Origin of the sequence: Schaalia vaccimaxillae DSM 15804, from assembly GCF_000420425.1 — a bacterium.
Classification (GTDB): domain Bacteria; phylum Actinomycetota; class Actinomycetes; order Actinomycetales; family Actinomycetaceae; genus Pauljensenia; species Pauljensenia vaccimaxillae.
Map to the genome: position 1 here is coordinate 110287 of NZ_ATUX01000006.1, position 23962 is coordinate 134248.

General features: G+C 58.1%; 23 protein-coding genes and 1 tRNA gene. 8 read left to right on the forward strand and 16 right to left on the reverse strand.

Features of this window, described 5'->3' with window-relative positions:
* Nucleotides 1–37: 37 nt before the first annotated feature.
* Nucleotides 38–856, forward strand: coding sequence for a hydroxymethylpyrimidine/phosphomethylpyrimidine kinase (locus tag G439_RS0103540; protein WP_040434647.1), 819 nt, complete (start codon nt 38–40; stop codon nt 854–856).
* A 361-nt stretch (nt 857–1217) separates the two neighbouring features.
* Here G439_RS0103540 and G439_RS0103545 read toward each other — a convergent pair.
* A tRNA-Pro gene (locus G439_RS0103545) sits at nt 1218–1291 on the reverse strand.
* Between the two features lie 139 nt (nt 1292–1430).
* On the opposite strand from G439_RS0103545, the gene G439_RS0103550 reads away from it, so the two are divergent.
* Genes G439_RS0103550 through G439_RS12875 form a run of 3 tightly spaced genes read left to right on the forward strand, consistent with a single transcriptional unit; the run spans nt 1431 to nt 4462 of the window.
* A complete protein-coding gene (locus tag G439_RS0103550) occupies nt 1431–3269 on the forward strand; it encodes a glycoside hydrolase family 2 protein (RefSeq protein WP_022867814.1) in 1839 nt (612 codons plus the stop codon).
* 7 nt (nt 3270–3276) lie between these two features.
* Nucleotides 3277–3954 carry an aminotransferase class I/II-fold pyridoxal phosphate-dependent enzyme gene (locus G439_RS12870; RefSeq protein ID WP_341532745.1) on the forward strand — a complete coding sequence of 226 codons (678 nt, stop codon included), beginning with the start codon at nt 3277–3279 and terminating at the stop codon, nt 3952–3954.
* 43 nt (nt 3955–3997) lie between these two features.
* Nucleotides 3998–4462 (forward strand): pyridoxal phosphate-dependent aminotransferase, encoded by a 465-nt coding sequence (locus tag G439_RS12875; RefSeq protein ID WP_341532746.1) that lies wholly within the window; start codon nt 3998–4000, stop codon nt 4460–4462.
* Between the two features lie 11 nt (nt 4463–4473).
* Here G439_RS12875 and cmk read toward each other — a convergent pair whose 3' ends face one another.
* From cmk to xerD, 7 genes are read right to left on the reverse strand one after another with little or no spacing between them, the layout of a single operon-like run.
* Complete coding sequence (cmk, locus tag G439_RS0103560) at nt 4474–5199, reverse strand: (d)CMP kinase (protein WP_022867815.1); 726 nt, start codon at nt 5197–5199, stop codon at nt 4474–4476.
* A gap of 42 nt (nt 5200–5241) precedes the next feature.
* The gene (locus G439_RS0103565; RefSeq protein ID WP_022867816.1) at nt 5242–6396 is read right to left on the reverse strand and encodes a prephenate dehydrogenase; all 1155 of its coding nucleotides are present in this window, start codon (nt 6394–6396) and stop codon (nt 5242–5244) included.
* A complete protein-coding gene (locus tag G439_RS0103570; protein ID WP_022867817.1) occupies nt 6393–7142 on the reverse strand; it encodes a pseudouridine synthase in 750 nt (249 codons plus the stop codon). The genes G439_RS0103565 and G439_RS0103570 overlap by 4 nt, the downstream gene beginning before the upstream one ends.
* Entirely contained in the window at nt 7139–7729 is a 591-nt protein-coding gene (gene scpB / locus G439_RS0103575) for an SMC-Scp complex subunit ScpB (RefSeq protein WP_022867818.1), read from the reverse strand. Before scpB ends, G439_RS0103570 begins: the two co-directional genes overlap by 4 nt.
* Nucleotides 7726–8559, reverse strand: coding sequence for a segregation and condensation protein A (locus G439_RS0103580; RefSeq protein WP_022867819.1), 834 nt, complete (start codon nt 8557–8559; stop codon nt 7726–7728). The genes scpB and G439_RS0103580 overlap by 4 nt, the downstream gene beginning before the upstream one ends.
* Nucleotides 8543–9406, reverse strand: a complete 864-nt coding sequence (locus tag G439_RS0103585; RefSeq protein ID WP_022867820.1) for a ParA family protein — start codon at nt 9404–9406, stop codon at nt 8543–8545. The genes G439_RS0103580 and G439_RS0103585 overlap by 17 nt, the downstream gene beginning before the upstream one ends.
* 14 nt (nt 9407–9420) lie before the next feature.
* Nucleotides 9421–10368 carry a site-specific tyrosine recombinase XerD gene (gene xerD / locus G439_RS0103590; protein ID WP_022867821.1) on the reverse strand — a complete coding sequence of 316 codons (948 nt, stop codon included), beginning with the start codon at nt 10366–10368 and terminating at the stop codon, nt 9421–9423.
* 244 nt (nt 10369–10612) lie between these two features.
* Here xerD and tkt point away from each other — a divergent pair, with 244 nt between their 5' ends.
* The 4 genes from tkt to pgl all read left to right on the forward strand — a co-directional run bounded on the left by tkt (nt 10613) and on the right by pgl (nt 15996).
* Entirely contained in the window at nt 10613–12697 is a 2085-nt protein-coding gene (tkt, locus tag G439_RS0103595) for a transketolase (RefSeq protein ID WP_022867822.1), read from the forward strand.
* A 71-nt stretch (nt 12698–12768) separates the two neighbouring features.
* Nucleotides 12769–14295, forward strand: coding sequence for a glucose-6-phosphate dehydrogenase (gene zwf / locus G439_RS0103600; RefSeq protein ID WP_022867823.1), 1527 nt, complete (start codon nt 12769–12771; stop codon nt 14293–14295).
* Nucleotides 14292–15260 (forward strand): glucose-6-phosphate dehydrogenase assembly protein OpcA, encoded by a 969-nt coding sequence (locus tag G439_RS11050; RefSeq protein WP_051125688.1) that lies wholly within the window; start codon nt 14292–14294, stop codon nt 15258–15260. The genes zwf and G439_RS11050 overlap by 4 nt, the downstream gene beginning before the upstream one ends.
* A gap of 1 nt (nt 15261) precedes the next feature.
* A complete protein-coding gene (gene pgl / locus G439_RS0103610) occupies nt 15262–15996 on the forward strand; it encodes a 6-phosphogluconolactonase (protein WP_022867825.1) in 735 nt (244 codons plus the stop codon).
* A gap of 60 nt (nt 15997–16056) precedes the next feature.
* Here the strand turns inward: pgl and secG are convergent, their stop codons facing one another.
* The 8 genes from secG to purT all read right to left on the reverse strand — a co-directional run bounded on the left by secG (nt 16057) and on the right by purT (nt 23961).
* Nucleotides 16057–16302 carry a preprotein translocase subunit SecG gene (gene secG, locus G439_RS0103615; RefSeq protein ID WP_026459353.1) on the reverse strand — a complete coding sequence of 82 codons (246 nt, stop codon included), beginning with the start codon at nt 16300–16302 and terminating at the stop codon, nt 16057–16059.
* 150 nt (nt 16303–16452) lie between these two features.
* A complete protein-coding gene (gene tpiA / locus G439_RS0103620) occupies nt 16453–17229 on the reverse strand; it encodes a triose-phosphate isomerase (protein ID WP_022867827.1) in 777 nt (258 codons plus the stop codon).
* 2 nt (nt 17230–17231) lie between these two features.
* Complete coding sequence (locus tag G439_RS0103625; RefSeq protein WP_022867828.1) at nt 17232–18425, reverse strand: phosphoglycerate kinase; 1194 nt, start codon at nt 18423–18425, stop codon at nt 17232–17234.
* A 122-nt stretch (nt 18426–18547) separates the two neighbouring features.
* Nucleotides 18548–19555 carry a type I glyceraldehyde-3-phosphate dehydrogenase gene (gene gap / locus G439_RS0103630; protein ID WP_022867829.1) on the reverse strand — a complete coding sequence of 336 codons (1008 nt, stop codon included), beginning with the start codon at nt 19553–19555 and terminating at the stop codon, nt 18548–18550.
* 187 nt (nt 19556–19742) lie between these two features.
* Complete coding sequence (whiA, locus tag G439_RS0103635) at nt 19743–20726, reverse strand: DNA-binding protein WhiA (protein WP_026459354.1); 984 nt, start codon at nt 20724–20726, stop codon at nt 19743–19745.
* 31 nt (nt 20727–20757) lie between these two features.
* Complete coding sequence (locus G439_RS0103640) at nt 20758–21759, reverse strand: gluconeogenesis factor YvcK family protein (protein WP_026459355.1); 1002 nt, start codon at nt 21757–21759, stop codon at nt 20758–20760.
* Nucleotides 21759–22709 (reverse strand): RNase adapter RapZ, encoded by a 951-nt coding sequence (rapZ, locus tag G439_RS0103645; RefSeq protein WP_022867832.1) that lies wholly within the window; start codon nt 22707–22709, stop codon nt 21759–21761. The genes G439_RS0103640 and rapZ overlap by 1 nt, the downstream gene beginning before the upstream one ends.
* Nucleotides 22702–23961: a formate-dependent phosphoribosylglycinamide formyltransferase gene (gene purT, locus G439_RS0103650; protein ID WP_022867833.1), complete on the reverse strand. Its 1260-nt coding sequence runs from the start codon at nt 23959–23961 to the stop codon at nt 22702–22704. The genes rapZ and purT overlap by 8 nt, the downstream gene beginning before the upstream one ends.
* Between the last annotated feature and the right edge of the window lies 1 nt (nt 23962).

Here is a 23962-nt window from a genome sequence, read left to right on the forward strand (position 1 = left end):
AGATGCGCGACGGGTCCAGGAGTGAGACTCTATGTGCATGACACAAGATTCCACTCCTATCGCCCTCGCCATCGCCGGATCGGAAGCATCTGGCGGTGCTGGTGCACAGACTGACCTCAAGACTTTCGCCCAGCTCGGTGTGTTTGGTGCAGTTTCGCTGACTTGCATTGTTTCCTTCGATCCGAAGAATGACTTCGCACACCGCCTTACCCCCATTGATCCTCAGGTTCTGACCGATCAGATCGAGGCAGCTGTTGGTGTTCACGGCACCATTGATGCAGTCAAGATCGGCATGCTTGGCTCAATCCCTACCATTGACGCTGTGGCCGATGCTTTAGAGCACTACAAGTTCTCGAACATCGTGGTTGACCCTGTGCTGATCTGTAAGGGCCAGGAAGCATCCGCTGCCCTCGATATCGACAATGCTCTGCGTGACAAGGTCCTGCCCTACGCAACCATCACCACGCCCAATCTCTTCGAGACTCAGGTTTTGGCTGGAGTGGACTCAATCACCAACGTCGATCAGCTCAAGGACGCCGCGAAGAAGATCTTTGACCAGGGAGTGCCCGCGGTCTTGGCCAAGGCTGGCACTTTGTTCAATACGGGTACCGCGTTGGATGTCTTCTACGACGGTACGACTTTAGAGGTCCTGGAAGTTCCTGCGATCGGCAAGGAACGGGTTTCGGGAGCTGGGTGCACTCTTGCGGCCGCCATCACCGCCGAACTGGCTAAGGGTGCTACTGCCCTCGATGCTTCGCGTACCGCGAAGGATGTTGTGGTCTCAGCGATCACACATCGCATGCACGGCAATGCTCCTTTCGACTGCGTCTATCAAGGGCGTTACGGTCAAAAGTGACAGTTTGACTCAACGGGGCTGGTGAGGAGTTTGAACACCTCACCAGCCCCCATCTGTTTGCACTAACCCCGCAAAACAGACACAGTCGTCTGCCAGCACTGCCACATCTGAAACTAAGATCCGCTAAATATCAAGGTTTCATCCGAAGATGAGAGTGAGGCAATACCGCGACTGTGTCTGTTTTTGCGGGTGACGCCGCGCTAAGACTCCTAGCACGGTCGTATACGGGCGAGTCCGCGGTCGTATGGGGGGTGAGCTGTGGCTCCAACAAACCAAGGATCTCATCCGCACAAGGCTGAAACTCTCAGTGAGATCCCGCTTCAGAAAAGAAAAAACCGCGGTTTCCCGCGGTTTTTCATTGTCGGGCTGGCGGGATTTGAACCCACGACCCCTTGACCCCCAGTCAAGTGCGCTACCAAACTGCGCCACAGCCCGTATTCACTTCGCCGCTTGAAAGCGACTCGATGATGTTAGCCCACTTGACCTCCTGAAAGCCAATCCAGCAGAGCGATCCAGATCACCTTTTGATATCTCTGAACGGGTTATTCCCTCTTTTCTGCCGTAGGATCTGCCCATGACTGCCGACGCCCCTTTAACCAGCCGATGGGGGCAATCCCTTAACGACCAGCCGTTGAACCACTACCCGCGCCCCATGCTGGAACGCGCTGAATGGATCAATCTCAACGGCTGGTGGGATTATGCAATCGTCGGGCAGCACAATAGCGAAGCCGCTCCCCTCCCCCTCGCTTCCTGGGACGGTAAAATCAGGGTGCCCTTTGCCGTCGAATCAGCGGCATCGGGAGTTCACAAGCGCTTCACGCCTGCAGACACATTGGTCTATGAGCGCTCAATCGACATTCCCAAGAAGTGGCAAGGGCGCCGCATTGCCATCAATTTTGAGGCCGTGGATTATCTAGCCCGCGTATGGATCGATAGCACGCTGGTCACTACTCATACGGGAGGCTACCTGCCCTTCCATGCGGAAATCCCTGACACACACCAAAGCTCTGTCACCGTCAGGGTGGAAGTAACTGATCCCACTGATACTGGCATGCAGCAACGAGGCAAGCAAGCCTTAACGTCTGCAACGATCTGGTACACGCCTACATCGGGAATCTGGCAGAGCGTTTGGATGGAGCCACTGCCCGAACACGCCATCACGCGTGTTGCGACGCGAACCCATGAGGATCTGAAGACCGTGTCGGTGCTGGTAGAAACGGATGGCCCTCGTGAGAGTGTCGCACTCTCAATCGATGCGGGACAGTCAGCCATCACTGCCGAAGGAACCTCGGGCATTCCTTTCGATGTTGAGATCCCTGATGCTCAGTGCTGGTCCCCCGCCAATCCGTATCTATATTCCATGACGGTGCGCACAAGCACTGACGAGGCTCGGTCCTACTTTGCACTGCGTACCGTGGCCATCTCAGCGCCCGAATACAAGGCGCCCGGTAGTAAACCCCGCAAGAGGGCCGGCCAAGGGCGTCACGTTTTACTAAACGGAAAACCCATGCTGATCAATGCCCCCTTGCAGCAAGGATATTGGCCAGAGTCTGGCATGACTGCTCCCCACGAGGACGCAATGGTCCACGATCTGCAACTGCTCAAAGACATGGGTTTCAACGGAGTCCGTATTCACGCCAAGATCGAACCAAGGCGTTTCTACACCTTGGCTGACCGCATGGGATTGATGGTCGTTCAGGACGCTGTGTCGGGCGCGAAAGCTCCGTTAGGAATCCAACTATCGGGCGTTGTCCAGGCGTTGGATATTACCAGTCCAGATCGATCCAAGCTCTTCGCGATGCGCACGGGGCGCCAGGATGCTGATGTACGCGCCGAGTTCATCCATGACTGGATCAACACGATCCATCATCTCGAAGTCCACCCATGCATCGTCATGTGGGTCCCCTTCAATGAGGGCTGGGGACAATTTGATGCCCGAACGCTCGACCGCATCACGCGGCGAACGGACCCGACACGCTTGGTTGACGCAGCGTCTGGGTGGTTCGATCAAGGCCACAATTGCGGCGATTTTCGCTCTCGCCACCAGTACTTCTTGAAGCTGCGCAAACCGAGCCAACGCGATCCCAGACCGTATTATTTGTCTGAGTTTGGCGGTTATAACCTGGCAGTCGAAGGTCATATGTGGCCGACCATCGCTCCATTTGGATACGGGTTTTACGAGGACGAGCACGCCCTTGCTCAGGCTTTAACTGACCTCTACCGCGAGCAGATTATTCCTCTGGTCGAACACGGGTTGACGGCGATTACGTACACCCAGGTCAGTGACGTGGAGCAGGAAACAAACGGGCTGGTGACCTACGACCGCGAGGTCACAAAGGTCGACCCGCAGCTGATGCGCAGCCTCAACCAGGAATTGGAACGGGCCTTCATAAACGATCACGGCGCGCCATGATGGAGGGATGACCCGACTGGCTCAACGTGCTCTTGATTTTCAGCCCTTTCATGCGATGGCGATTGCTGCCGAGGCGAATGCAAGGCGAGCGCAAGGTCAAGACATCATCAAGCTCAGCTTGGGTGAACCTGATTCTGGGGCACCTCAGCCGGTGATCAATGCCCTACGTGAGCTCGCCGATGGGCGGCCTTTGCCCTACACCGATGCCCTCGGCTTGCCACAGCTACGCCAAGCTATTGCTGACCGGTACCGCGATATTCACGGGGCCCAGATCTCTCCTCGTCGTGTTTGTATTACGGCCGGCGCATCGGCCGCGCTGCTTCTCGTCTCAGCCGCTTTGGTCAATCCTGGCGACCATGTCATGCTTGGCGATCCGTCCTATCCGTGTAATCGACAGTTTCTTTCCACCTTCGGCGCCCACGTCGACCTAGTTGAGACCTCGCCGCATACTCGCTACCAGCTCGATTCGACACTGGTCCGCGATCATTGGACTGAAGACACTCGTGGAGTTCTCATCGCCTCACCATCGAATCCCACAGGCACACGAGTTCCCATTGACGAACTTGACAAGATCTGCCGTTTTGCTCGTGAGCAGGGAGCTTGGCGTGTCATCGATGAAATCTACTTGGATCTGTCTGACGATCTCGCGGACGGGACGCGCCCCCCCCAGTGCGTTAACGGTTGACGATGAGGCCATCATTATTTCAAGTTTCTCGAAGTATTTCGGTATGACCGGTTGGCGCTTGGGCTGGGCGATTGTCCCAGACGACATGGTTGAGGCAATGGATCGCTTGTCTCAAAATCTCTTCCTGTGTGCGTCGACTCCTGCTCAAATGGCAGCTTTGCAATGTTTCACCACCGATTCCATCGACTGGTGCGAACAGCGCCGCGACCTCTTTCAACGTCGCCGTCAGGTGGCCATCGAAGAGCTGTCCAGGGTGGGCCTTGAGGTTCCAGTTGTCCCGGAGGGAGCGTTCTATGTCTATATTGACGTGGCTTCAACGGGCTTATCAGCCGACGTCTTTTGCGCACGGGCGTTGGCAGAATGTGGTGTTGCTTTAACTCCGGGTAAAGATTTTGGGCCTTTGACTGCTTCAACGCATGTGCGTTTATCGTGTTCGGCTTCGATTGACGACATTCGGGAGGGCATCAGGCGGCTGGCTCCACTACTGGCCCCACCTGCCGGCAGCTAACCCTAACTTCGTTACGCGCGCGCAGTCAGATTCGTATCGACGAGGGCGAGCACCCCTTCCACCACTGCGTCGACATCCAATCCTGTGGAGTCTACGACATCAACCCCGGGAGCTGGTGTCATAAATTCTGAGACAGTGGAGTCTGCTTGGTCGCGGCCTTCAACTTGTTCGCGCACGATTTCCAGGTGTTCAGGTCTGGTATCACCGTAGATTTCAAGGGTACGGCGTTTGAGCCGAGCTTCCTGATCGGCCAGCAAAAGGACGCGAACATCGGCGTCGGGACACACTACGGTGGTGATATCGCGCCCCTCAGCTACCATGCCCGAGCCTCGTTCACGTGCTTCCATCATGCGGCGTCGCTGCTCGATGGCCATCCATTTGCGCACCGCTAGGTTCGTGGACACGTGTTTAATCGCCAGGGCAATTCGGGGGTCACGGATGTCGGAGGTCACTTCCGTTTCTCCCACCCATAGTCGAGGGTTACGTGGGTGTGAATCCATGATGAGGGGCAGGTCGTCAGCGCATCTGCGGACCGCTTCCTGATCTGTCAGATCGATACCCGATTCGAGGGCGAACCATGTCAGTGCCCGATACATGGCGCCCGTGTCGAGGCAGCCGATGCCTAGACGTTCGGCAACGATCTTTGACACCGTTGATTTTCCAGAGCCTGCGGGTCCATCGATCGCGATGGTAATACCAACCTGGTCGATCAACTTACGCCGTTCGTGGTCTAGCACGTGGTTCTCCTTATTCACGATTCAAGGTTGCGCCAATGATGTTCAGCCCGCGTGGCTAATGATTCGCCAGCCTCGGTTTTCAAGTTCAGCTTCGGCGATGGATAGTCGCGCTGGATCGATCATCAGGCGCGCCAAACCCACTTTTTGCCCTGCGGAGTGTTCAAGCACCAAGTCTTCGATATTGATGCCAATTTCACCGAGCTCAGTGAAGAGCCGCCCAAGTTTGCCCGGCTCGTCGGGGATGAGCACTTCAAGTTCTGCGTATCGAGACGGCGCCCCGCCGTGTTTACCGGGGATGCGCGAGACTCCTCGATTGCCTGCCTCCATCACACGGTTGACGGCACCGACACTGCCACCCCTCAGAGGCCCTCTTTCTGCGGCGGCATCAAGATGGGTGATGAGATCGTCAAGGTCTGAACGCACAGATTTGAGGACTGTGGTGACGGGGCCGGCGTTACCTGCAAGGATCGCCGTCCACAGCCGCGGATCGGAAGCCGCAATGCGTGCGGTGTCTCGCAAGCCTTGTCCTGCCAACCCTAGGGCTTGGGTGGGGGCATCAACGAGGCGCGCCGCCAACATCGACGACAGTAATTGAGGCACGTGGGAAACGAGGGCGACTGCCTGATCATGGGTATCGGCGTCCATTTCCAGGGGTACGGAGCCAACATCAGTGGCAAGGGCACGGATCATGACGATTGCTTCAGGAGCGGTTGTCTCGTGAGCAACAATTACCCAGGGACGACCGTAGAACAGGTCTGCATCCGCAGATCCCGCACCTGATCGTTCACGACCGGCCATTGGGTGGGAACCGATGTAGCGCGATGCTAGGCCAGAATCACCAATACGCTGAGCTTCTGCTAGCACGTCCTGGACAATCGCCTTCTTGACGGAGGCAACATCGGTGACAATCGCCTTCGGGTAGCGTCGCAGGGCGTCAATGACGCACACGTCAGCAACATCGGGAGGCGTGGCAACGACGACGAGTTTCGGATCGGCGTCTTGGACATCGACTGCGGGGGTTCCCGCCCCGATATCTTGAGCCAAACGCAAGGAGGTCGGCGAACTGTCTTGCAGGTACACCTCGACATCAGAGGCGCGCAGACACAAGCCCAGGGATGCTCCCAGAAGGCCAGATCCAATGATCAGTACCGGTCCGCGGGTCGCTACAGGCCGCTTCGCGGAGCTGGCGCCTGTCACAAGCCGACCGAACTGTATAGGGCAGTCAGAGCATTGCCTTTAATGCGCCGAGTTGTTCCAGGCTGCAAACGATCCAAATGAATCGGTCCGAAACCTGTACGGACCAGTTCACGCACGGGGAAGCCAACGGCATCCATCATGCGACGCACCAGTCGGTTCCGGCCTTCGTGGACCACAATCTCAACGGTGGTGATATCACCGTAGGTGTCGACAACGCGGAACGAATCAACGGCGATTGGCCCGTCTTCAAGCTCAATGCCTTCCATCAGGCGACGCTTGACGCCGGGCTTGACCTCGCCGTGCAGACGGGCAACGTAAGTCTTAGCGACCTCGTAGGACGGATGAGTCAGCCGATTGGCTAACTCACCATCATTGGTGAGAAGCAGCAGACCAGAGGTATCGATATCGAGTCGTCCCACGTGATACAGCCGCTCAGGATAGTCGGCGATGATATCGGTGAGTGTGGGCCGACCTTCAGGATCCGACATTGTGGAAACAACACCCACAGGCTTATTGATCGCCAAAACAATGTGTTTGGTTTCATCCAGAATGAGGCGTTCGCCGTCAACGTGGATCACCTGGGTCTGCGGATCGACACGCACCCCCTGAGCCCGTACTTGCTGGCCGTCGACGGTCACGCGACCATCAGCAATCATCTGTTCAGCGGCGCGGCGCGATGCCACCCCTGCCTGCGACAGCACTTTCTGCAGGCGAACTCCATCGGCTTTGTACGGATCGTTCCTCACAGCTGTTCCTCCAATTCATCCAGCTCATCGCTGGCAGGCAAGTACGGTGCCAGGGGCACCAGGTCGTCAAGGGAATCGAACCCCATCTTCTCCAAGAAAGTCTGGGTAGTCGCATACAGACGAGCGCCAGAGTCGGTCTCCCCTACTTCCTCGATCAATCTTCTAGCTACCAGGGTACGCACCACAGCGTCCACATTCACGCCGCGGATGTGCGAGATGCGCGACCTGGAAATTGGTTGACGGTAGGCCACGACGGCCAGAGTCTCCAAAGCAGCTTGAGATAGCCGCGACTGAGCTGTGCCCACAACGAAGCGTCCAACAACGTGCGCCCACTTCGGGTGTGAGTAAATGCGCCAGCCTCCAGCAACTTCGCGCAACTCGAAGCCACGAGGCCGCTCCTCACCCTCACCGCGATATTGGGCAGCGAGACGATGAAGAACTAGTGCGATGGTTTGCGGTTCAACTCCGACGGCTTCGGCGAGATCATCGACAGTCACGGGGTCTTGAGCGACCATGAGTACGGCCTCAACCGGGCCGAAAAGACCGGCAAAAACATCTTCATCAATGGTGTGACTATCCACTCTCATTCCTCCTTCGCCTCGAGAGCTGGCGCCCCATAGTCGTCCTCGTCAATATCAATCTCATCGGAATCTCCCCCCGTCCACATCACGTGCAATTGACCGAGGGCTTCCTCCTGGACGAACTCGACACAGCTACGCCGAAAGAGCTCCAGCAGCGCCAAAAAACGTGAGACGACGACGGCGGTGGATTGGGCATCGGCGACGAGGTCGTGGAAGGTTGCGGCTTCCAGTGTTTTAAGTTTGCGGGCCACGATCATTGCTTGTTCGCGAACAGGGACCACCGGGTCATGCAGGTGAGCAACGGTAACTGTAGGTGGTTGTTGGCTCAGCGCCTCAGCTGCGGCTCGTGCCAGATCCTCTGGGGCGGCCAACCAGACAAGTTCGGGCAAAAGCTGGGCGAAATGAGGCTCGAGGGCGACTGAGCGGCTGTGCCGGCCAGCGTTGGCGTCAAGATGTTCCTCGATCATTGCCGCCGCCATCTTGAAGGCTCGGTACTGTAAAAGGCGGGAGAACAAGAGATCGCGTGCTTCGAGATCTTCCGCTGACAGGTCCTCGGCTCCTTCGGGGCGAGGCAGCAGATGTGCAGCCTTCATGTCGAGCAAAGTGGCAGCTACGACAAGAAACTCTGTGGTGCGTGACAGGTCGGGAAATACCTGCATATGGGCGATGAACTCGTCGGTGACCTCAGAGAGTGCAATTTCTGTGATGTCGAGGCGCTTGCGCGCAATGAGTTGCAAAAGTAGATCAAATGGCCCCTCGAAAATATCGAGGGTGACTTGGAATTGGTCAAGGCTCGCCTGGTCGGCGTCCCTGCGTATGTCAGGCTGCGTCACCACGGGCAATGACCTCACGGGCCAAACGGCGATAAGCCCGAGCACCCGGATGAGTAGGCGCGTAGGTGGTGATGGGTTCCGTGGCAACAGACGCATCTGGGAACTTAATGGTCCTGGCGATCTTCGTATCGAAGACCAGATCACCAAAAGCGTCTGTTAGGCGCTCTAAGACCTCCCGCGAATGCAGGGTGCGCTGATCAACCATGGTGGCAACAATGCCATCGATCTTGAGACGAGGATTGATCCTGTCTCGCACCGTTTCAATGGTTTCAACAAGCAGGGCGACACCACGCAAAGCGAAGAACTCAGCTTCAACTGGAACGATGACACCGTGAGCCGCCGTCAAGGCGTTCACTGCCAGGAGCCCCAGGGAAGGCTGGCAGTCGATGAGTATGACATCATACTCGTCCTCGACGTGGCGAAGCACCCGAGCAAGGGCAGATTCTCGCGCGACCTCGTTGACCAACTGCACTTCGGCCGCAGACAAGTCAATATTGGCAGGAATAATGTCAAGCCCATCGACGCTGGAGTGGCACACGGTTGAACGCACATCCGCCTTGGGGTTCATCAGCAGCGTGTAAATCGTCTGTTCCATGTCCAAGGTATTAATACCCAGGCCCACCGAAGCGGCTCCCTGCGGGTCGAAATCCACAATGAGCACGCGGCGACCGTACTCAGCTAAAGAAGCACCAAGATTAATGGTTGTCGTTGTTTTGCCGACGCCACCCTTTTGGTTACACATGGCAATGACGCGCGCGGGACCGTGTCCCGTCAAAGGTGCGGGAATCGGGAAATCCTGATCGTCGCCGGGGATCTCACCTGTCAACGTGGGCTGCGCATCTTTCGTCACACATTGATTCTAGGTCATGTGCGAGGTTCGGCGCCGCCACGAGCACGAGGATGTGAGGAACGGTAGATCTCACGAAGCGTGGTCACCGTTACCCGCGTATAAATCTGGGTTGTCTGAACCGATGCGTGTCCAAGCAACTCTTGAACGTCTCTCACCGTCGCTCCGCCTTCAAGCAAGTGGGTGGCAAAAGAGTGGCGCAGCGTGTGAGGGGAAATCTTGCGGTCCAGATCCGCTGCTTGGGCGCAGCGTTGGATCGCTTCCCATGCTGACTGGCGCGACAGGGGCTTGCCACGATTGTTGAGGAAAATCTCGGGTGTGCCGGTGCCTTTGGCTGCAAATCCTGGGCGAGCTCGCACAAGGTAGGCAGCCAAGGCCTCTTTGGCGTAGTGCCCCAAAGGTACGAGTCGTTCCTTACGTCCCTTACCAAAGAGGCGTACCACCGGCAGATCATCATTGAGGTCGATATCGTCCACGCATAATGCAACGACTTCGGAGACTCGCCCTCCGGTGGCGTAAAGCACCTCAAGCAGAGCTGCATCGCGCAACGACATCGGATCATCGCCCACATGGGCAGCGTCAAGCAAACGCGCGACCTCGTCAACAGTTAGCGCTTTAGGAAGGTGTTGCCCCTGTTGGGGTGGACGAATTCTGGCGGACGGATCATCGGCAACAAGGCCTTCCTTGACAGCAAAGCGGTGGAGACTACGGATGGATGCTGCAGCGCGGGCAATCGACGAGGGCGCGGCCGGCGAGCCCGTCAATTCGCCAGAGGCTAGCCGACGCAGATGTTCTTCGATCATGTTGGGCGTTACTGACGAGACTGCGGTAATTTGCCTGCGCGCGAGGTCTGCCAGATATCGGTCAACATCGCGCCGGTAGTTCGACACCGTGTGCGGGGAAGCTCCCTTTTCAACGCGCAATTGATCAAGCCAGTCCTGTGCAGTGTCTTGCAGTGATTCCACTCCCCCAGGCTACGTTGCCTATACGCGAGAATCCTTCATTATGTCAGGGACCGACGTGCCTCAGTCCTGATGCCCCACAAAGTCCCACATCGATTGCGGTGAGACGATTCGCCAACGCCAACGCCAACGCCAATGCGCAGATGAGCAGGCTCTGAACTCGTGAATCTACCTTTCAAGTAGCTAGACTTACATGCGGAAACCCCAATGGCTCCAACGTTGGAGCCCCTACAGGCTGGAGGCCTCAGTGACACTTAAGTGGGACCAGATCGACGATCGCGCAGTAGCGACAGCGAAGATCCTCGCGGCGGATGCCGTCGAGCAAGCGGGCAGCGGACACCCGGGCACCGCGATCTCTATCGCCCCCGCTGCATATCTGCTCTACCAGCGCCACATGCACATCGACCCTTCCGATGACCGCTGGATCGGACGCGACCGCTTTATTCTCTCCGCAGGACACTCCTCACTCACTCAGTACATCCAGCTCTACCTGGCTGGCATGGGACTGGAGCTCGAAGACATTAAGAACCTGCGCACGGCAGGCTCCTTGACACCCGGTCACCCCGAGTTTGGTCACACCAAGGGTGTGGAGATCACCACCGGCCCTCTGGGAACCGGCATTGCGTCGGCTGTTGGCTTCGCGATGAACGCACGCCGCGTCCATGGTCTGTTTGACCCCGAGACCCCACTGGGTGAGTCCGTCTTTGACCACAATGTGTTCGTCATCGCCGGCGACGGCTGCTTCCAGGAAGGTGTCTCCAGCGAGGCCTCCTCACTTGCAGGCACCCAGAAGCTCGGCAACCTGACAATGATCTGGGATGACAACCACATCTCTATCGAAGACGACACGAAGATCGCCTTCACTGAAGATGTCCTAGCGCGCTACGAGGCTTACGGATGGCATGTGCAGCGTGTCGATTGGCTCAGCGATGACGGCTCCTACTGCGAAGACGTGGCCGCCCTCGACGCTGCGCTCGAATCAGCCAAGGCTGTCACTGACAAGCCCTCGCTTATTGCCGTGCGCACGATCATCGGCTGGCCCACACCCGTTAAGCAGAACACTGGTGGAATCCACGGCGCCAAGCTCGGCGAGGAAGCCCTCAAGGGACTCAAGCGCGAAATGGGCTTGGATGAGGACAAGATGTTCGACGCGGACCTCGAAGCTGTCGAGGCTGCCCGCAAGAACGTCGCTGACCGTTGCGCCGAATACCGCAAAGACTGGGATGCACGCTTCGACGCGTGGAAGGCAGCAAATCCGGAGCGCGCAGCTCTGCTAGAGCGCCTCGAATCCGGCAAGCTGCCCGAAGGATGGGAAGAATGCCTGCCCGTCTTCGAACCCGGCACGTCCTTGGCAACCCGCGCAGCCTCTGGCAAGGTCCTCAACGCCATCGCCGAAGCTCTTCCCGAGGTTTGGGGTGGATCGGCTGACCTGGCGGGCTCGAACAACACCTATATGACGGGCCAGCCGTCCTTCTTGCCCGAAGAAGCGTCCTCCACCGCTTTCCAAGGCAACGAGTTCGGCCGCAACCTCCACTTTGGTGTGCGCGAGTTCGCCATGGGTGCGATCCTCAATGGCATCGCCGCAGACGGGCCGACCCGCCCCTACGGTGGCACCTTCTTCGTGTTCTCTGACTTCATGCGCGGCGCCGTTCGTCTCGCCGCTCTCATGGATTTGCCGGTCACTTACGTGTGGACGCATGACTCCATCGGTGTTGGCGAGGACGGCCCGACCCACCAACCGATCGAACACTTGACCGCCTACCGTGCAATCCCCAACCTCGCGGTTATCCGTCCCGCCGACGCAACCGAAACCGCGCAGGCATGGAAAGCCGTCCTCGAACAGTCCCATCCTGCCGCTCTTGTCCTGTCCCGTCAGAACCTGCCCAACCCTGCCAGGGGTGAAGGTACCGGACTGGCAACGGCGGAAGGCCTCGTCCGTGGCGCCTACGTACTGGCTGACACAGAGGGCACTCCCGACGTCATTCTCATGGCATCAGGATCCGAAGTGTCGGTCGCCTTGGAGGCTCGTGACACCCTGGCTACCCAGGGTGTGGCCGCACGAGTGGTCTCCGTGCCCTGCCTCGACTGGTTTGAACAGCAAGACGCTGAGTACCGTGAGTCGGTGCTTCCGGCCTCCGTCAAAGCCCGCGTTTCTGTTGAGGCTGGCCTGGCTAACCCGTGGTACCGCTGGATCGGTGAAGCAGGCCGAGCTGTCTCTATCGAAACATACGGCGCTTCTGCCGATGGCGACTTCCTGTTTAAGGAGTACGGTATTGATGCGGCCCACGTGGTCGAAGCAGCTCAGGAATCAATCGCTGCTGCCAAGGCCTGACGCCTAAGCATCCTTGGGGCCGCAGGAACTCAAGCAGTTCCTGCGGCCCTCGGTATTAGAGAAGGAAAGACGTGCACTCACCCCTTGCCGGTCTCAAAGACCCTGACGACCGTCGACTTCCCCGTATCGCCCCGCCGTGCGGCCTCGTGATCTTCGGTATCACCGGCGATCTAGCGCGCAAGAAGCTCGTGCCCGCCATCTACGACCTCGCCAATCGCGGCTTGCTCAGTCCGGCCTTCGCGTTAACTGGATTCGCGCGGCGTGACTGGTCAACCCAGGACTTTGAGGATTACATCCGTACGTCCATCGAAAAACACACCCGAACCGGTTTTAACGAACGCACCTGGAATCAGCTTCGTGCAGGGCTGCGCTTCGTGTCGGGCACCTTTGATGACCCGGCCGCTTACGGTCGCCTCGCCGAGACCGTAGCTGAACTCGACAAGTCGCGTGGCACCGGCGGAAACCACGCGTTCTACCTCTCTATTCCGCCCTCGTGGTTCCCAGAAGTGTGCGAGCAACTCGCCGCTACCGGCTTGAACCAACGCCATGGCAACGAGTTTCGCCGAGTCATCATCGAAAAACCGTTTGGACACAACCTCGAGTCAGCTATTGAGTTGTCCAAAGTTGTCTCCCGCGTTTTTGACGAGGACGACGTCTTCCGCATTGACCACTATTTGGGCAAAGAAACCGTCCAAAACATTATGGCAATGCGTTTTTCCAACACCATGTTTGAGCCGCTGTGGAAGGCAAACTACGTCGATCACATCCAAATCACCATGGCCGAAGATATCGGCATTGGCACCCGCGCCGGATACTACGACGGTATTGGCGCCGCCAGAGACGTCATCCAAAACCACCTCCTTCAGCTTCTCGCGCTGACAGCCATGGAAGAACCCGTGCGATTCACACAGGAAGCCATCCGAGCCGAGAAAGAGAAAGTCCTCTCAGCTGTTCGCTTGGGAGAAGACCTGTCAGCCACCACGGTGTTCGGCCAATACACATCAGGTTCACAGGGTGGAACTCAAGTACGCGGTTTCCTCGAAGAAGACAGCATCCCCGCTGACTCGGTAACCGACACCTACGCGGCCATCAAGCTCTTCGTTGACACCAGGCGTTGGGCTGGAGTTCCTTTCTATCTTCGCGCCGGAAAACGTCTGGCAAAGCGCGTTACTGAAATCGCCGTGGTCTTCAAACGTGCGGCCCACGTCCCCTTCGAAAACTCTGAGGTCACCGAATCTGGACAGAATGTCCTAGTGATTCGTGTCCAACCCGATGAAGGAATGACCATTAAATTCGGCGCCAAAGTGCCCGGAACAGAAATGCAGATCCGTGACGTCACCATGGACTTCGGCTACGGTCATGCTTTCACTGAGGACTCGCCGGAGGCTTATGAGCGTCTGATCTTGGACGCCCTCGTCGGTTCTGCTCCCCTCTTCCCCCACCAGCGCGAAGTCGAGCTCAGCTGGCAAATCCTCGATCCCATTCTGGAACATTGGGCTTCAGCCGGCCGCCCAGATCCTTACCGTCCAGGTTCGTGGGGCCCGGCATCGTCACAAGAGATGCTCGCCCGCGATGGACGCAGTTGGAGGCTCCCATGATCATCACCCTCAAAGACACAATGTCCTCGCAGATTGCAAGCAGGCTGGTCGAAGAACGCGACGAACGCGGAGCATCTGCTCTTGGCCGTGTCATGACGCTCATCGTCATCGTTGGCAACATCATCGACGTCGACGCTGCCATCGAAATATCAGATGCGGCATCTCGTGAACATCCTTGTCGCGTCATTGTCGTTGTGGACGATCCAGAGGCTAATCCCGAGGCGGCCGCTCGCCTGGACGCGCAACTCCGTGTGGGGGAATCGGCTGGAGCATCTGAGGTCGTCGTTCTTAACCCCAAAGGAGGCGCAACCCAGGACCTCGACTTGCTCGTCATGCCTCTGCTCCTATCGGATACACCGGTTGTCGCGTACTGGCCAGGTGTTCCACCCACAGATCCAGCCAAACATCCTCTTGGAACGATCGCAGGCAGAAGGATTACCGACACCCGTGAAACTGACTGTCCTCTTGACACTCTGGCAGCCTTGTCAACGGTCTATCAGGATGGAGACACCGACCTGAGCTGGTCAGGCATTACGCTTTGGCGAGCCCTGCTCACTTCCGTTGCCTCTCAATTCGACCGGCTACCCCAATCCGTCCTCGTCCGAGGCCACTCAACTCACCCCTCATCTTTCCTCATCGCAGCTTGGCTTCACCGGCAACTCGGGATTGAGGTCGTTCAAGAATCAGACCCGAAGGCTAAGACCGTCACAGGCGTCTTTTTCCACTTCGATAACGGCGATGAAGTGAGTCTGGTCAGGGCAGCCGATTCCTCGGTGGCAACTCTAAGCCGCCCCAATGTCGACCCCGCTCCTGTGAACCTACCTCGCCGTCACACCCGCGACTGCCTCATGGAGGAACTGCGTCGACTCAACGCCGACCGATACTACGGCCAGATCCTTACCGAGGTTCTTCCCGACTTGGCACGAGATCATGTCCTCGACGGCCTAGCGGATTCGGAGAACTGACATGACATCCATTCGCGTGTTCCCTGATGCTTCGCGCACTGCCCAAGAACTAGCCAATGCATCTGTGGACAAGTTAGTCGAACTGACCTCGACGAAGCAACAAGTCGAATGGGCAGTGAGCGGAGGTTTCATCACTGAGAAAGTTTTGCCATTGATGGCGGCGCGGATTGACGAGGTCGATTGGAAGAAGATCCGTGTGTGGTGGGTTGATGAACGCTACGTGCCTTCGGGGCATTCAGATCGTAATGACGACCAAGCTGTTGATGCGCTTTTCCACCACGTACCTGAAGTTGCGCTCATGCGGATGCCGTCAAGTGATTCAGGGGTATCGGTAGACCAGGCGGCAGCGACTTGTGCGTCCTACTGGGATCACGAAATGGGGAACCGAGCCATTGATTTTGCTCTTATTGGAATGGGGCCTGATGGCCACATTGCCTCATTATTTCCCGGTGAGCAGCGGTGTGCTGGGGGCCTTTGTCCCTCGGTTTTACCTGTGACGGACTCCCCTAAGCCCCCACCCGTCAGGCTTTCATTATCGATGGAGGTCTTGCAGATGGCTCAAACGATTTGGATTGGATCTTGCGGTAGTGCCAAAGCGCTGGCAATAGCCGAGGCATTATCCGGAGCGTCGGCTGAAAAGTTTCCGGTCGCTGGCGTATTGGGTGAACAGTCCAAGCTGTGGCTGGATGAGGACGCTGCTTCGCAGATCGTTCTGAACTCGCGTGAAAGGTATTGAGGTCCTGCAACAGAGTTGTGCGTCCTTCGCGGGAGTTTTGGGCGTCCCTCGAGGAAGTAACTAGAAAACCCAGCGCTGGAGCAGACCGTAGCCAACGATGCAGGCTACCCAGATGATAAGTACCCCGAGGGTAATGCGATTGAGGTTGCGCTCGGCCACACCTGAAGACCCGGCTGTTGAAGAGATTCCTCCACCGAACATGTCGGACAGGCCGCCTCCACGTCCACGGTGCATGAGCACGGTGAGGGTCAGCAGGATGCTCGTCAAGGCGATGAGCACGAGCAGGGTGATCTTCAGAGCAGTCACTGTCAGTCCGTTTTCTTCTTCGGTCGTGGGCACCGACACGCTCAATTTGTTACGCACCGGTTGATCTTGAGAAAGTCTAATCTCTTAACGGTAGTGGGGGCCAACCGGCGTGCCGGTTGGCCCCCACCAACTCGTCAGTCAAACTACCATTCAGGCGTAGAAGTTAGCCATCTCGGAGAAGGATTCGGCCTTGAGAGAGGCACCGCCGATAAGCGCGCCATCAATGTCAGCCTGATCCATGAGTTCCTTGATATTGCCGGGGTTAGCAGAGCCGCCGTACAGGATGCGGGTTGCCTCGGCGGCCTCGTCACCGAAGTCCTGGCGCAGGGCCTGACGGATCGCTCCGCAGACTTCCTGAGCATCCGCAGAGGTAGCGGTTTCGCCCGTGCCAATTGCCCAGATGGGTTCGTAGGCTATGACGATCTTGGCAACGTCCTCGGCCTTCCAACCTTCCAGAGCCGCACGAATCTGACCCAGGACGAACTCAACATGAGTGCCGGCCTTACGGATCTCCAGAGCCTCGCCACAGCACAGCACCGGTGTCAGCCCCGCGTCGAAAACCTTCTTGGCCTTCTCACCAACAAGCTGATCGGATTCACCGTGGTACTCGCGACGTTCGGAGTGACCCATGAGAGCGTAGGAACAGCCAAGCTTATCGAGCATAGCCGTCGAGATTTCGCCGGTGTAGGCACCGTTGTCATGGATCGACACGTCCTGAGCGCCGTACTTGATGCCGAGTTCGTCGGCATCAACGATGGTCTGGACGGTACGAATATCTGTGAAGGGAGGGAACACAACGACCTCGCACTTAGCGTAGTCGTGGTTGTTGTCCTTCAGAGCCATGGCGATGCCCTGGATCAGGTGATTGGCCTCGAGGTGGTCAAGGTTCATCTTCCAGTTGCCTGCCATTAAGGGAGTGCGTGCCATTTTCAGTCCTCCAGAACTGCGATGCCGGGCAGAACCTTACCCTCGAGGAGTTCGAGGGAGGCGCCGCCGCCGGTGGAAATATGAGAGAAGGTGGATTCGTCGAAGCCCAGGGTGCGCACGGCCGCAGCGGAGTCACCGCCGCCAATGACGCTGAAAGCGTCGCCCTTGGACAGTGCATCGGCGACAGCCTTGGTGCCTTCGGCAAATGCGGGGAATTCAAAGACGCCCATCGGGCCGTTCCAGACGACAGTCTTTGAATCGGCAATTGCGCCAGCGTACAGAGCCCGCGTCTTGGGGCCGATATCGAGACCCATCTGGTCGGCGGGAATCGAATCCGCGTCAACGATGGTGGTCGGCGCATCGGCTGCGAAGGTGGGAGCCGCGACAACGTCAACAGGAATCAGGAGTTCAACGCCGCGTTCTGCAGCCGTCTCCATGTATCCCTTGACGGTGTCAATCTGGTCCTTTTCGAGCAACGATGTTCCGACCTCGTAGCCCTTGGCAGCCAGGAAGGTGAAGCCCATTCCACCACCGATGATCAGACGGTCAGCCTTAGACAGCAGGTTCGCAATGACGCCGAGCTTGTCAGAGACCTTAGACCCGCCCAGCACGACGGTGTAGGGACGCTCCGGGTCGTTGACGGCCTTGGACAAAGACTCGATCTCTTTCTGGACGAGCAGGCCGGCTGCGCTAGGCAGCAGCTTGGCAACGTCGTAGACCGAAGCCTGCTTGCGGTGAACAACGCCGAAACCGTCAGAGACAAATACGTCGGCCAGAGCGGCGAGTTCAGCTGCGAAACCGGCGCGCTCAGCGTCATCCTTGGAGGTCTCTGCGGCGTTAAAGCGAACATTTTCGAGCAGCACGATTTCGCCATCATTCATGGCGGAAACAACGGCCTTCGCAGATTCGCCAACAGTGTCCTGCGCAAGCGTGACCTTAACTCCGGTCTCTTCGGCGAGACGGGTGGCCACGGGCGCGAGGGAGAATTCAGGATTGACCTGTCCCTTGGGGCGGCCCAGGTGGGCCATGATGATGACCTTGGCGCCAGCATCGAGCAGCTTCTTGAGGGTGGGAACGGCGGCGATAATGCGACCAGCGTCGGTGATGTTCTTGTTGGCGTCGAGCGGAACGTTGAAGTCCGAACGGACCAGGACGCGCTTGCCCGCCAGGTCTCCCAGAGTTTCGATGGTCCTCACGGAACCTACCTTTCGTTGTGTGCGGGCTGACGCCCGAAAAGGAGTGATTAAGATGAGGGACGCCCGCGCACCAACGGGTACGCGGGCGTCCTTCTTAGCTCTTCACAGTCTAGAACTGGTGATCAGGCGAGCTTGGAACCAACCAGGGCGGTCAGCTCGACGAGGCGGTTGGAGTAGCCCCACTCGTTGTCGTACCAGGACAGGACCTTGACGAGGTCACCGATGACCTTGGTCTCGGTGGCGTCGAAGATTGAGGAGTGCGGATCACCAACGATGTCGGTGGAAACAATCGGATCCTCGGTGTACTTGAGGATGCCCTTGAGTTCGCCTTCGGCGGCGGCCTTAACAGCAGCCTTGATGGCCTCGACGGAGACCTCCTTCTCAGCCTGGAAGGTCAGGTCGGTCAGGGAGCCGGTCGGGGTGGGAACGCGAACAGCCAGACCGTCAAACTTGCCGGCCAGCTCGGGCAGGACCAGGGCGACAGCCTGGGCAGCGCCGGTCTTGGTGGGGATCATGTTCAGGGCGGCGGCGCGGGCGCGACGCAGATCCGAGTGAGGAGCGTCGAGAACGCGCTGGTCACCGGTGTAGGAGTGGATCGTGGTCATGATGCCGCGGACGATGCCAAATTCCTTGTGCAGGACCTTGGCCAGGGGGGCCAAGCAGTTGGTCGTGCAGGAAGCGTTGGACACGATGTTCATCGTGGCGTTGTCGTAGTCATCCTGGTTCACGCCCATGACGAAGGTGCCGTCAACGTTCTTCGCAGGAGCGGAGATAACGACCTTCTTGGCGCCGGCGTCAATGTGCGACTTGGCCTTCTCACCATCAGTGAAGAAACCGGTGGATTCGACGACGACGTCAACGCCGAGGTCGCCCCAGGGCAGATCCTTGGGATCGCGCTGAGCGAGGACCTTGATGGTCTTACCGTCGACGACGATGGACTCGTCATTGAAGGAAACCTCACCGGAGAAACGACCGAGGATCGAGTCGTACTTGAGGAGGTGGGCGAGAGTCTTGGTGTCGGTCAGGTCGTTGACCGCGACGATCTCGATGTCGGCGCCCTGCTCAATAGCAGCGCGGAAGAAATTGCGGCCGATGCGGCCAAAGCCGTTGATGCCAACGCGGGTGGTCACTATTGTCCTCCTGCTCGTGCCCACGAACGGGCACGGATTATCGTTGCAACCGGAACTTGCGGGATGCAAGCCCGGCCCGCAGATCTCTGCGGTTCCAGCACTTCTAAACTACACCCCCGCGCCGCGGCTGGCACCATCGATTTCGCCGATGGCGACGTGGGGAGAATCTCGTGGCCATTTTGGGACTTCAGTCCTCATCCAGCATTTCTAGGGTCAGCGCGGCCTCCGTATCCGGAATACCTCGCTCATGTGCAGTCTTATCAGCCATCGCCAACAACCTGCGGATACGCCCAGCTACAGCGTCTTTCGTCAAGGGGGGATCCGTGTGTTTACCAAGCTCTTCGAGGGATGCCTGTTTGAATTCAAGACGCAATTTGCCCGCTTCAAGCAGGTGTTCAGGAACGTCATCGCCCAGAATTTCAAACGCTCTTTCAACTCGAGCTCCCGCGGCTACAGCCGCACGAGCCGACCTGCGCAAATTGGCATCGTCGAAGTTTGCGAGTCGATTGGCAGACCCTCGAGCCTCCCGCCGTTCGCGCCGCTCTTGCCACGCCTGATAGGTGACGTTTGCTCCCATTGCTGCGATCAGGACACCAATAGCCTCCGAATCACGCACGGAAACTCGATCGGCCCCTCGTACTTCTTTCGAACGTGCACCCGCACCAAGTTTGCGCGCACATCCGACCATCGCCAGGGCCACCTCCGGCCCCGGGCACGTCACCTCCAGCGACGATGAACGCCCCGGCTCCATGAGAGAGCCTCTCGCTAGGAAAGCTCCTCGCCAAATGGCTGCGGCCTCGGCCGTTCCCGACGCCACGAGTGTGGGCGGCAGCCCCCGAACCGGCCGACGCCGAGAATCAACCAAACCGGTGAGCCTGGCCAACTCATCAGCCTGATGAACAACACGTACTACGTAGCGTTTACCGCGGCGCAGTGACCCTCCAGAAACCACTACAACCGTCGAGTCAGCGTTATAGAGGGCCTGCAGGAATGCACGCAGCCGTCGCGCAGCGACCGGAGAGTCTAACTCGGCCTCGATCAGGATTCTGCCCGACACCAAGTGCAGGCCACCTGCAAAACGCAAGATGGTGGCCACTTCGGCGGCCATCTCGGTCTGAGTGGTCACAGGGGTCCTGGCCAACTCATCCTTCATGTCGGAAGTTAAAGACACGTGTTTTTCCCTTGAGTCTTGTCGGTCATTGTTAGAGCCACGCTTCAGCTTTCCCCACTTCGCCAAGAAAACCGTCGAAAGCATCACGCAGGGCGGCAGCTAAGCGCAACGGATCGTGATGGGGAGCGCCATCTCCTGTGCGTACCTGACGCAAAACGACACGCGCTCCGAGTTCTTCGGCCGCAACGATCAAATCATCTATGTCATCGGTGGCCGTCGGGTCAGCAATGACCACGTCGAGTTTGAGATCGGGGGCGTATTCGCGCAACACCCTCACGTGGTCCGCCGTGGTCATCCGGTCAGTCTCTCCGCGTTGGCGAGATAGGTTCAGGACGAGGGCGCGGTGAGCATCGGTGGTGACCAGTGCACGGTGCATTTGCGGGACCAGTAGATGCGGAATGACCGAGGTATACCAAGAGCCTGGCCCCAATACCACCCAGTCAGCCTCGGAAATGGCTTCAATAACCGCCGAGGGCACCTTGGGTTCACTTGGGTGGATCCGAATTTGCTGAACTGTACCCGGGGCGACAGCGACCTCCGACTGGCCCGATACCGTGTAGCGGCGACCGTTGTCATCGAGGTCGGCTTCGATATCGATTGGGTCAATAGCCATCGGTAGAACACGCCCGGAAGCACCCAGTAGTCTACCGATCCAGTCCAAGCCTTCCACCGGGTCATCCAGGAGTTGCCAGAAGCCGGAAATCAGCAGGTTGCCGAGGGCGTGCCCGTTGAGTGGGCCATCAGTTCGCAAACGCAGCTGCATGATGTCACGCCAAGTCAGACCCCACTCGGTTTCTTCACATAGGCTGGCCAAAGCCATCCTCAGGTCGCCGGGAGGTAGAACATTCATTTCCTGACGGAGCCTGCCAGAAGATCCCCCATCATCAGCAACGGTGACGACTGCGGTGAGATGACGAGTGATATGCCGCAAGGCCCGCAGTGTGGCCGACAGGCCGTGGCCTCCACCCAGCGCAACCACGGATTGACCGTTGTCTCCGCGTTGAGCCCAGCCGGCCGCATCCAAATACGCCATCATTCCCTCCCCATGTCGCGGTGGACCACTCTGACCGTGTAGCCGTGTTCACGCAGACGCGATGCCACGAGCTCCGTGCAAGCTACCGAACGATGCTTGCCCCCCGTACACCCAATAGCAATGGTTGCGAAGGGCTTAAGCTCAGCAAGATACCCCTTGAGCATTGGGGCCAGGAGGTCAGCGTAGTCGAGGATGAACTGGCGAGCACCCGGTTGGTCGAGAACATAGTCAGCCACCGGCTGATCTCTGCCCGTCAGATGCCGCAATTCGTCGACCCAATACGGGTTTTTCAAGAACCTCACATCCACAACGTGATCCGCGTCGAGTGGAATGCCGTGCTTGAATCCGAAAGATTCAACGGTAATTTGAAGAGGCCGATTGCCTTCGCCTGCGATCACATCACGAATGTGACGAGTCAGGTCGTGGACGCTCATCGCAGAGGTGTCGATGATCTCGTCTGCAGTGCGACGCAGGGGCTGTAGTAGAGACTCCTCTGCCAAGATCCCATCCATGAGAGTCCCCTCCCCCTGCATCGGGTGGGGGCGGCGACTCGACTCATAGCGACGCACCAAAGTCTGGTTGTCGGCTTCAAGGAAAATGACACGGTACGCGGCGCCCACGGATTTGAGCTGGTCAAGAGTCTGAGCCAAATCAGCGAAGAAGCTGCGTGATCTCACGTCAATAACAACCGCTAGACGGTGTACGCCTGCGCCCTCTGGCGACATCATGCCAACAAGGGCCGGAATCATCGAGGGCGGCAGATTGTCAACGACGTACCAGTCCAGGTCTTCGAGGGCGCGCGCAGCGCCTGTTCTTCCCGCCCCAGACCGGCCAGTAATAATGAGGACCTCGTTGACCGCAGGAGTCTGAGGACCAGGCGCAGCATCGAGCATGGGGATACCCGACGGGGGTGTCGGGTCAGATAGCGCTTGGGACACAGAGTCAGTCATGGTCTAAGGATGCCATCTTTACGGATTGCTCATCGTCTGAAGCAGAGACGACACTGACGCGTCCTGCGGCCTCATTGGCAAGCCTCCTGGCGTCGTCGATATCTCGACCCACACTTATCGCAACCGCGAGTCTGCGACCAGCACGTGAAACGGGCTTATTAAAAATTCTCACGTCAGCCCCGTCAGCCATTGCGTGAGCCACACCCAGATAGCAGGCGTCCTCAATAGCTTGATCTGACTTGACCACCGCAGAAGCACCGGGTTGAGCCAAAGTTGTGTCGATTGGCAGGCCGAGGATAGCGCGCGCATGGAGGTCGAACTCAGACAGACGCTGGGTTGCCATAGTGACCATGCCCGTGTCGTGCGGCCTGGGGGAAAGCTCTGAGAACCAGGCCCGATCCTCTTGAAGGAAGAACTCCACCCCGAAGAGACCTAAAGCAGGTGCGGCTCCCGATTCAGCTAACGCACTGGTCACAATGCGTGCCATCTCTTGGCACGAGCGAAGCGCAGCATCTGTGACGTGGGCCGGCTGCCAGGACTCAACATAGTCCCCATCAACTTGGCGATGTCCGATCGGTTCACAGAAACTCGTTTCCACCCGTTGGCGTTCGTCATTCCACCAACGCACTGTCAAAAGAGTGATCTCTGAGTCGAAGTTGATCTGCTCTTCAACAATGACGCGCCCGGTATTGGACCTCGCGCCCTCGATAGCCTCGTCCCACGCTGCCTGTGCCTGATCGGCAGACTCAATGCGCGACTGCCCGTGGCCCGACGAAGACATCGTGGGTTTAATAAAAGCAGGTAGCCCCGTGTGTTCCAGGCTAGCGCGTAGTTCATCCGCACTTGAGGCAAATCGGAACTTGGATGTAGTCACACCTTCTAGTGATGCTGCCAAACTGCGAATCTGTTGACGGTCCATCGTTGCCTGCACGCTAAAAGCGTTGGGGACAACACGGGCTCGCCCTGCAGCTTCATAGCGTGCGAGCCTATCGGTGGCAATAGCCTCCACCTCGGGCACCACGAGGTCGATCTCGACCTCGTCAAGGAGGGCCTCCAACGCATCCCCATCAGACATATTGAGCACGCGAAAATCGTCAGCCACCTGCATCGCTGGCGCCCCGGCATAAGAATCAACTGCAATCACGTGGCAGCCTAATCTCTGCAAAGAGATCGTCAGTTCCTTGCCAAGTTCTCCAGAACCCAGCAGCAAAACGCGAGCAGGTAGAGCGACGGAAGTCGTGGGGACAGGCATC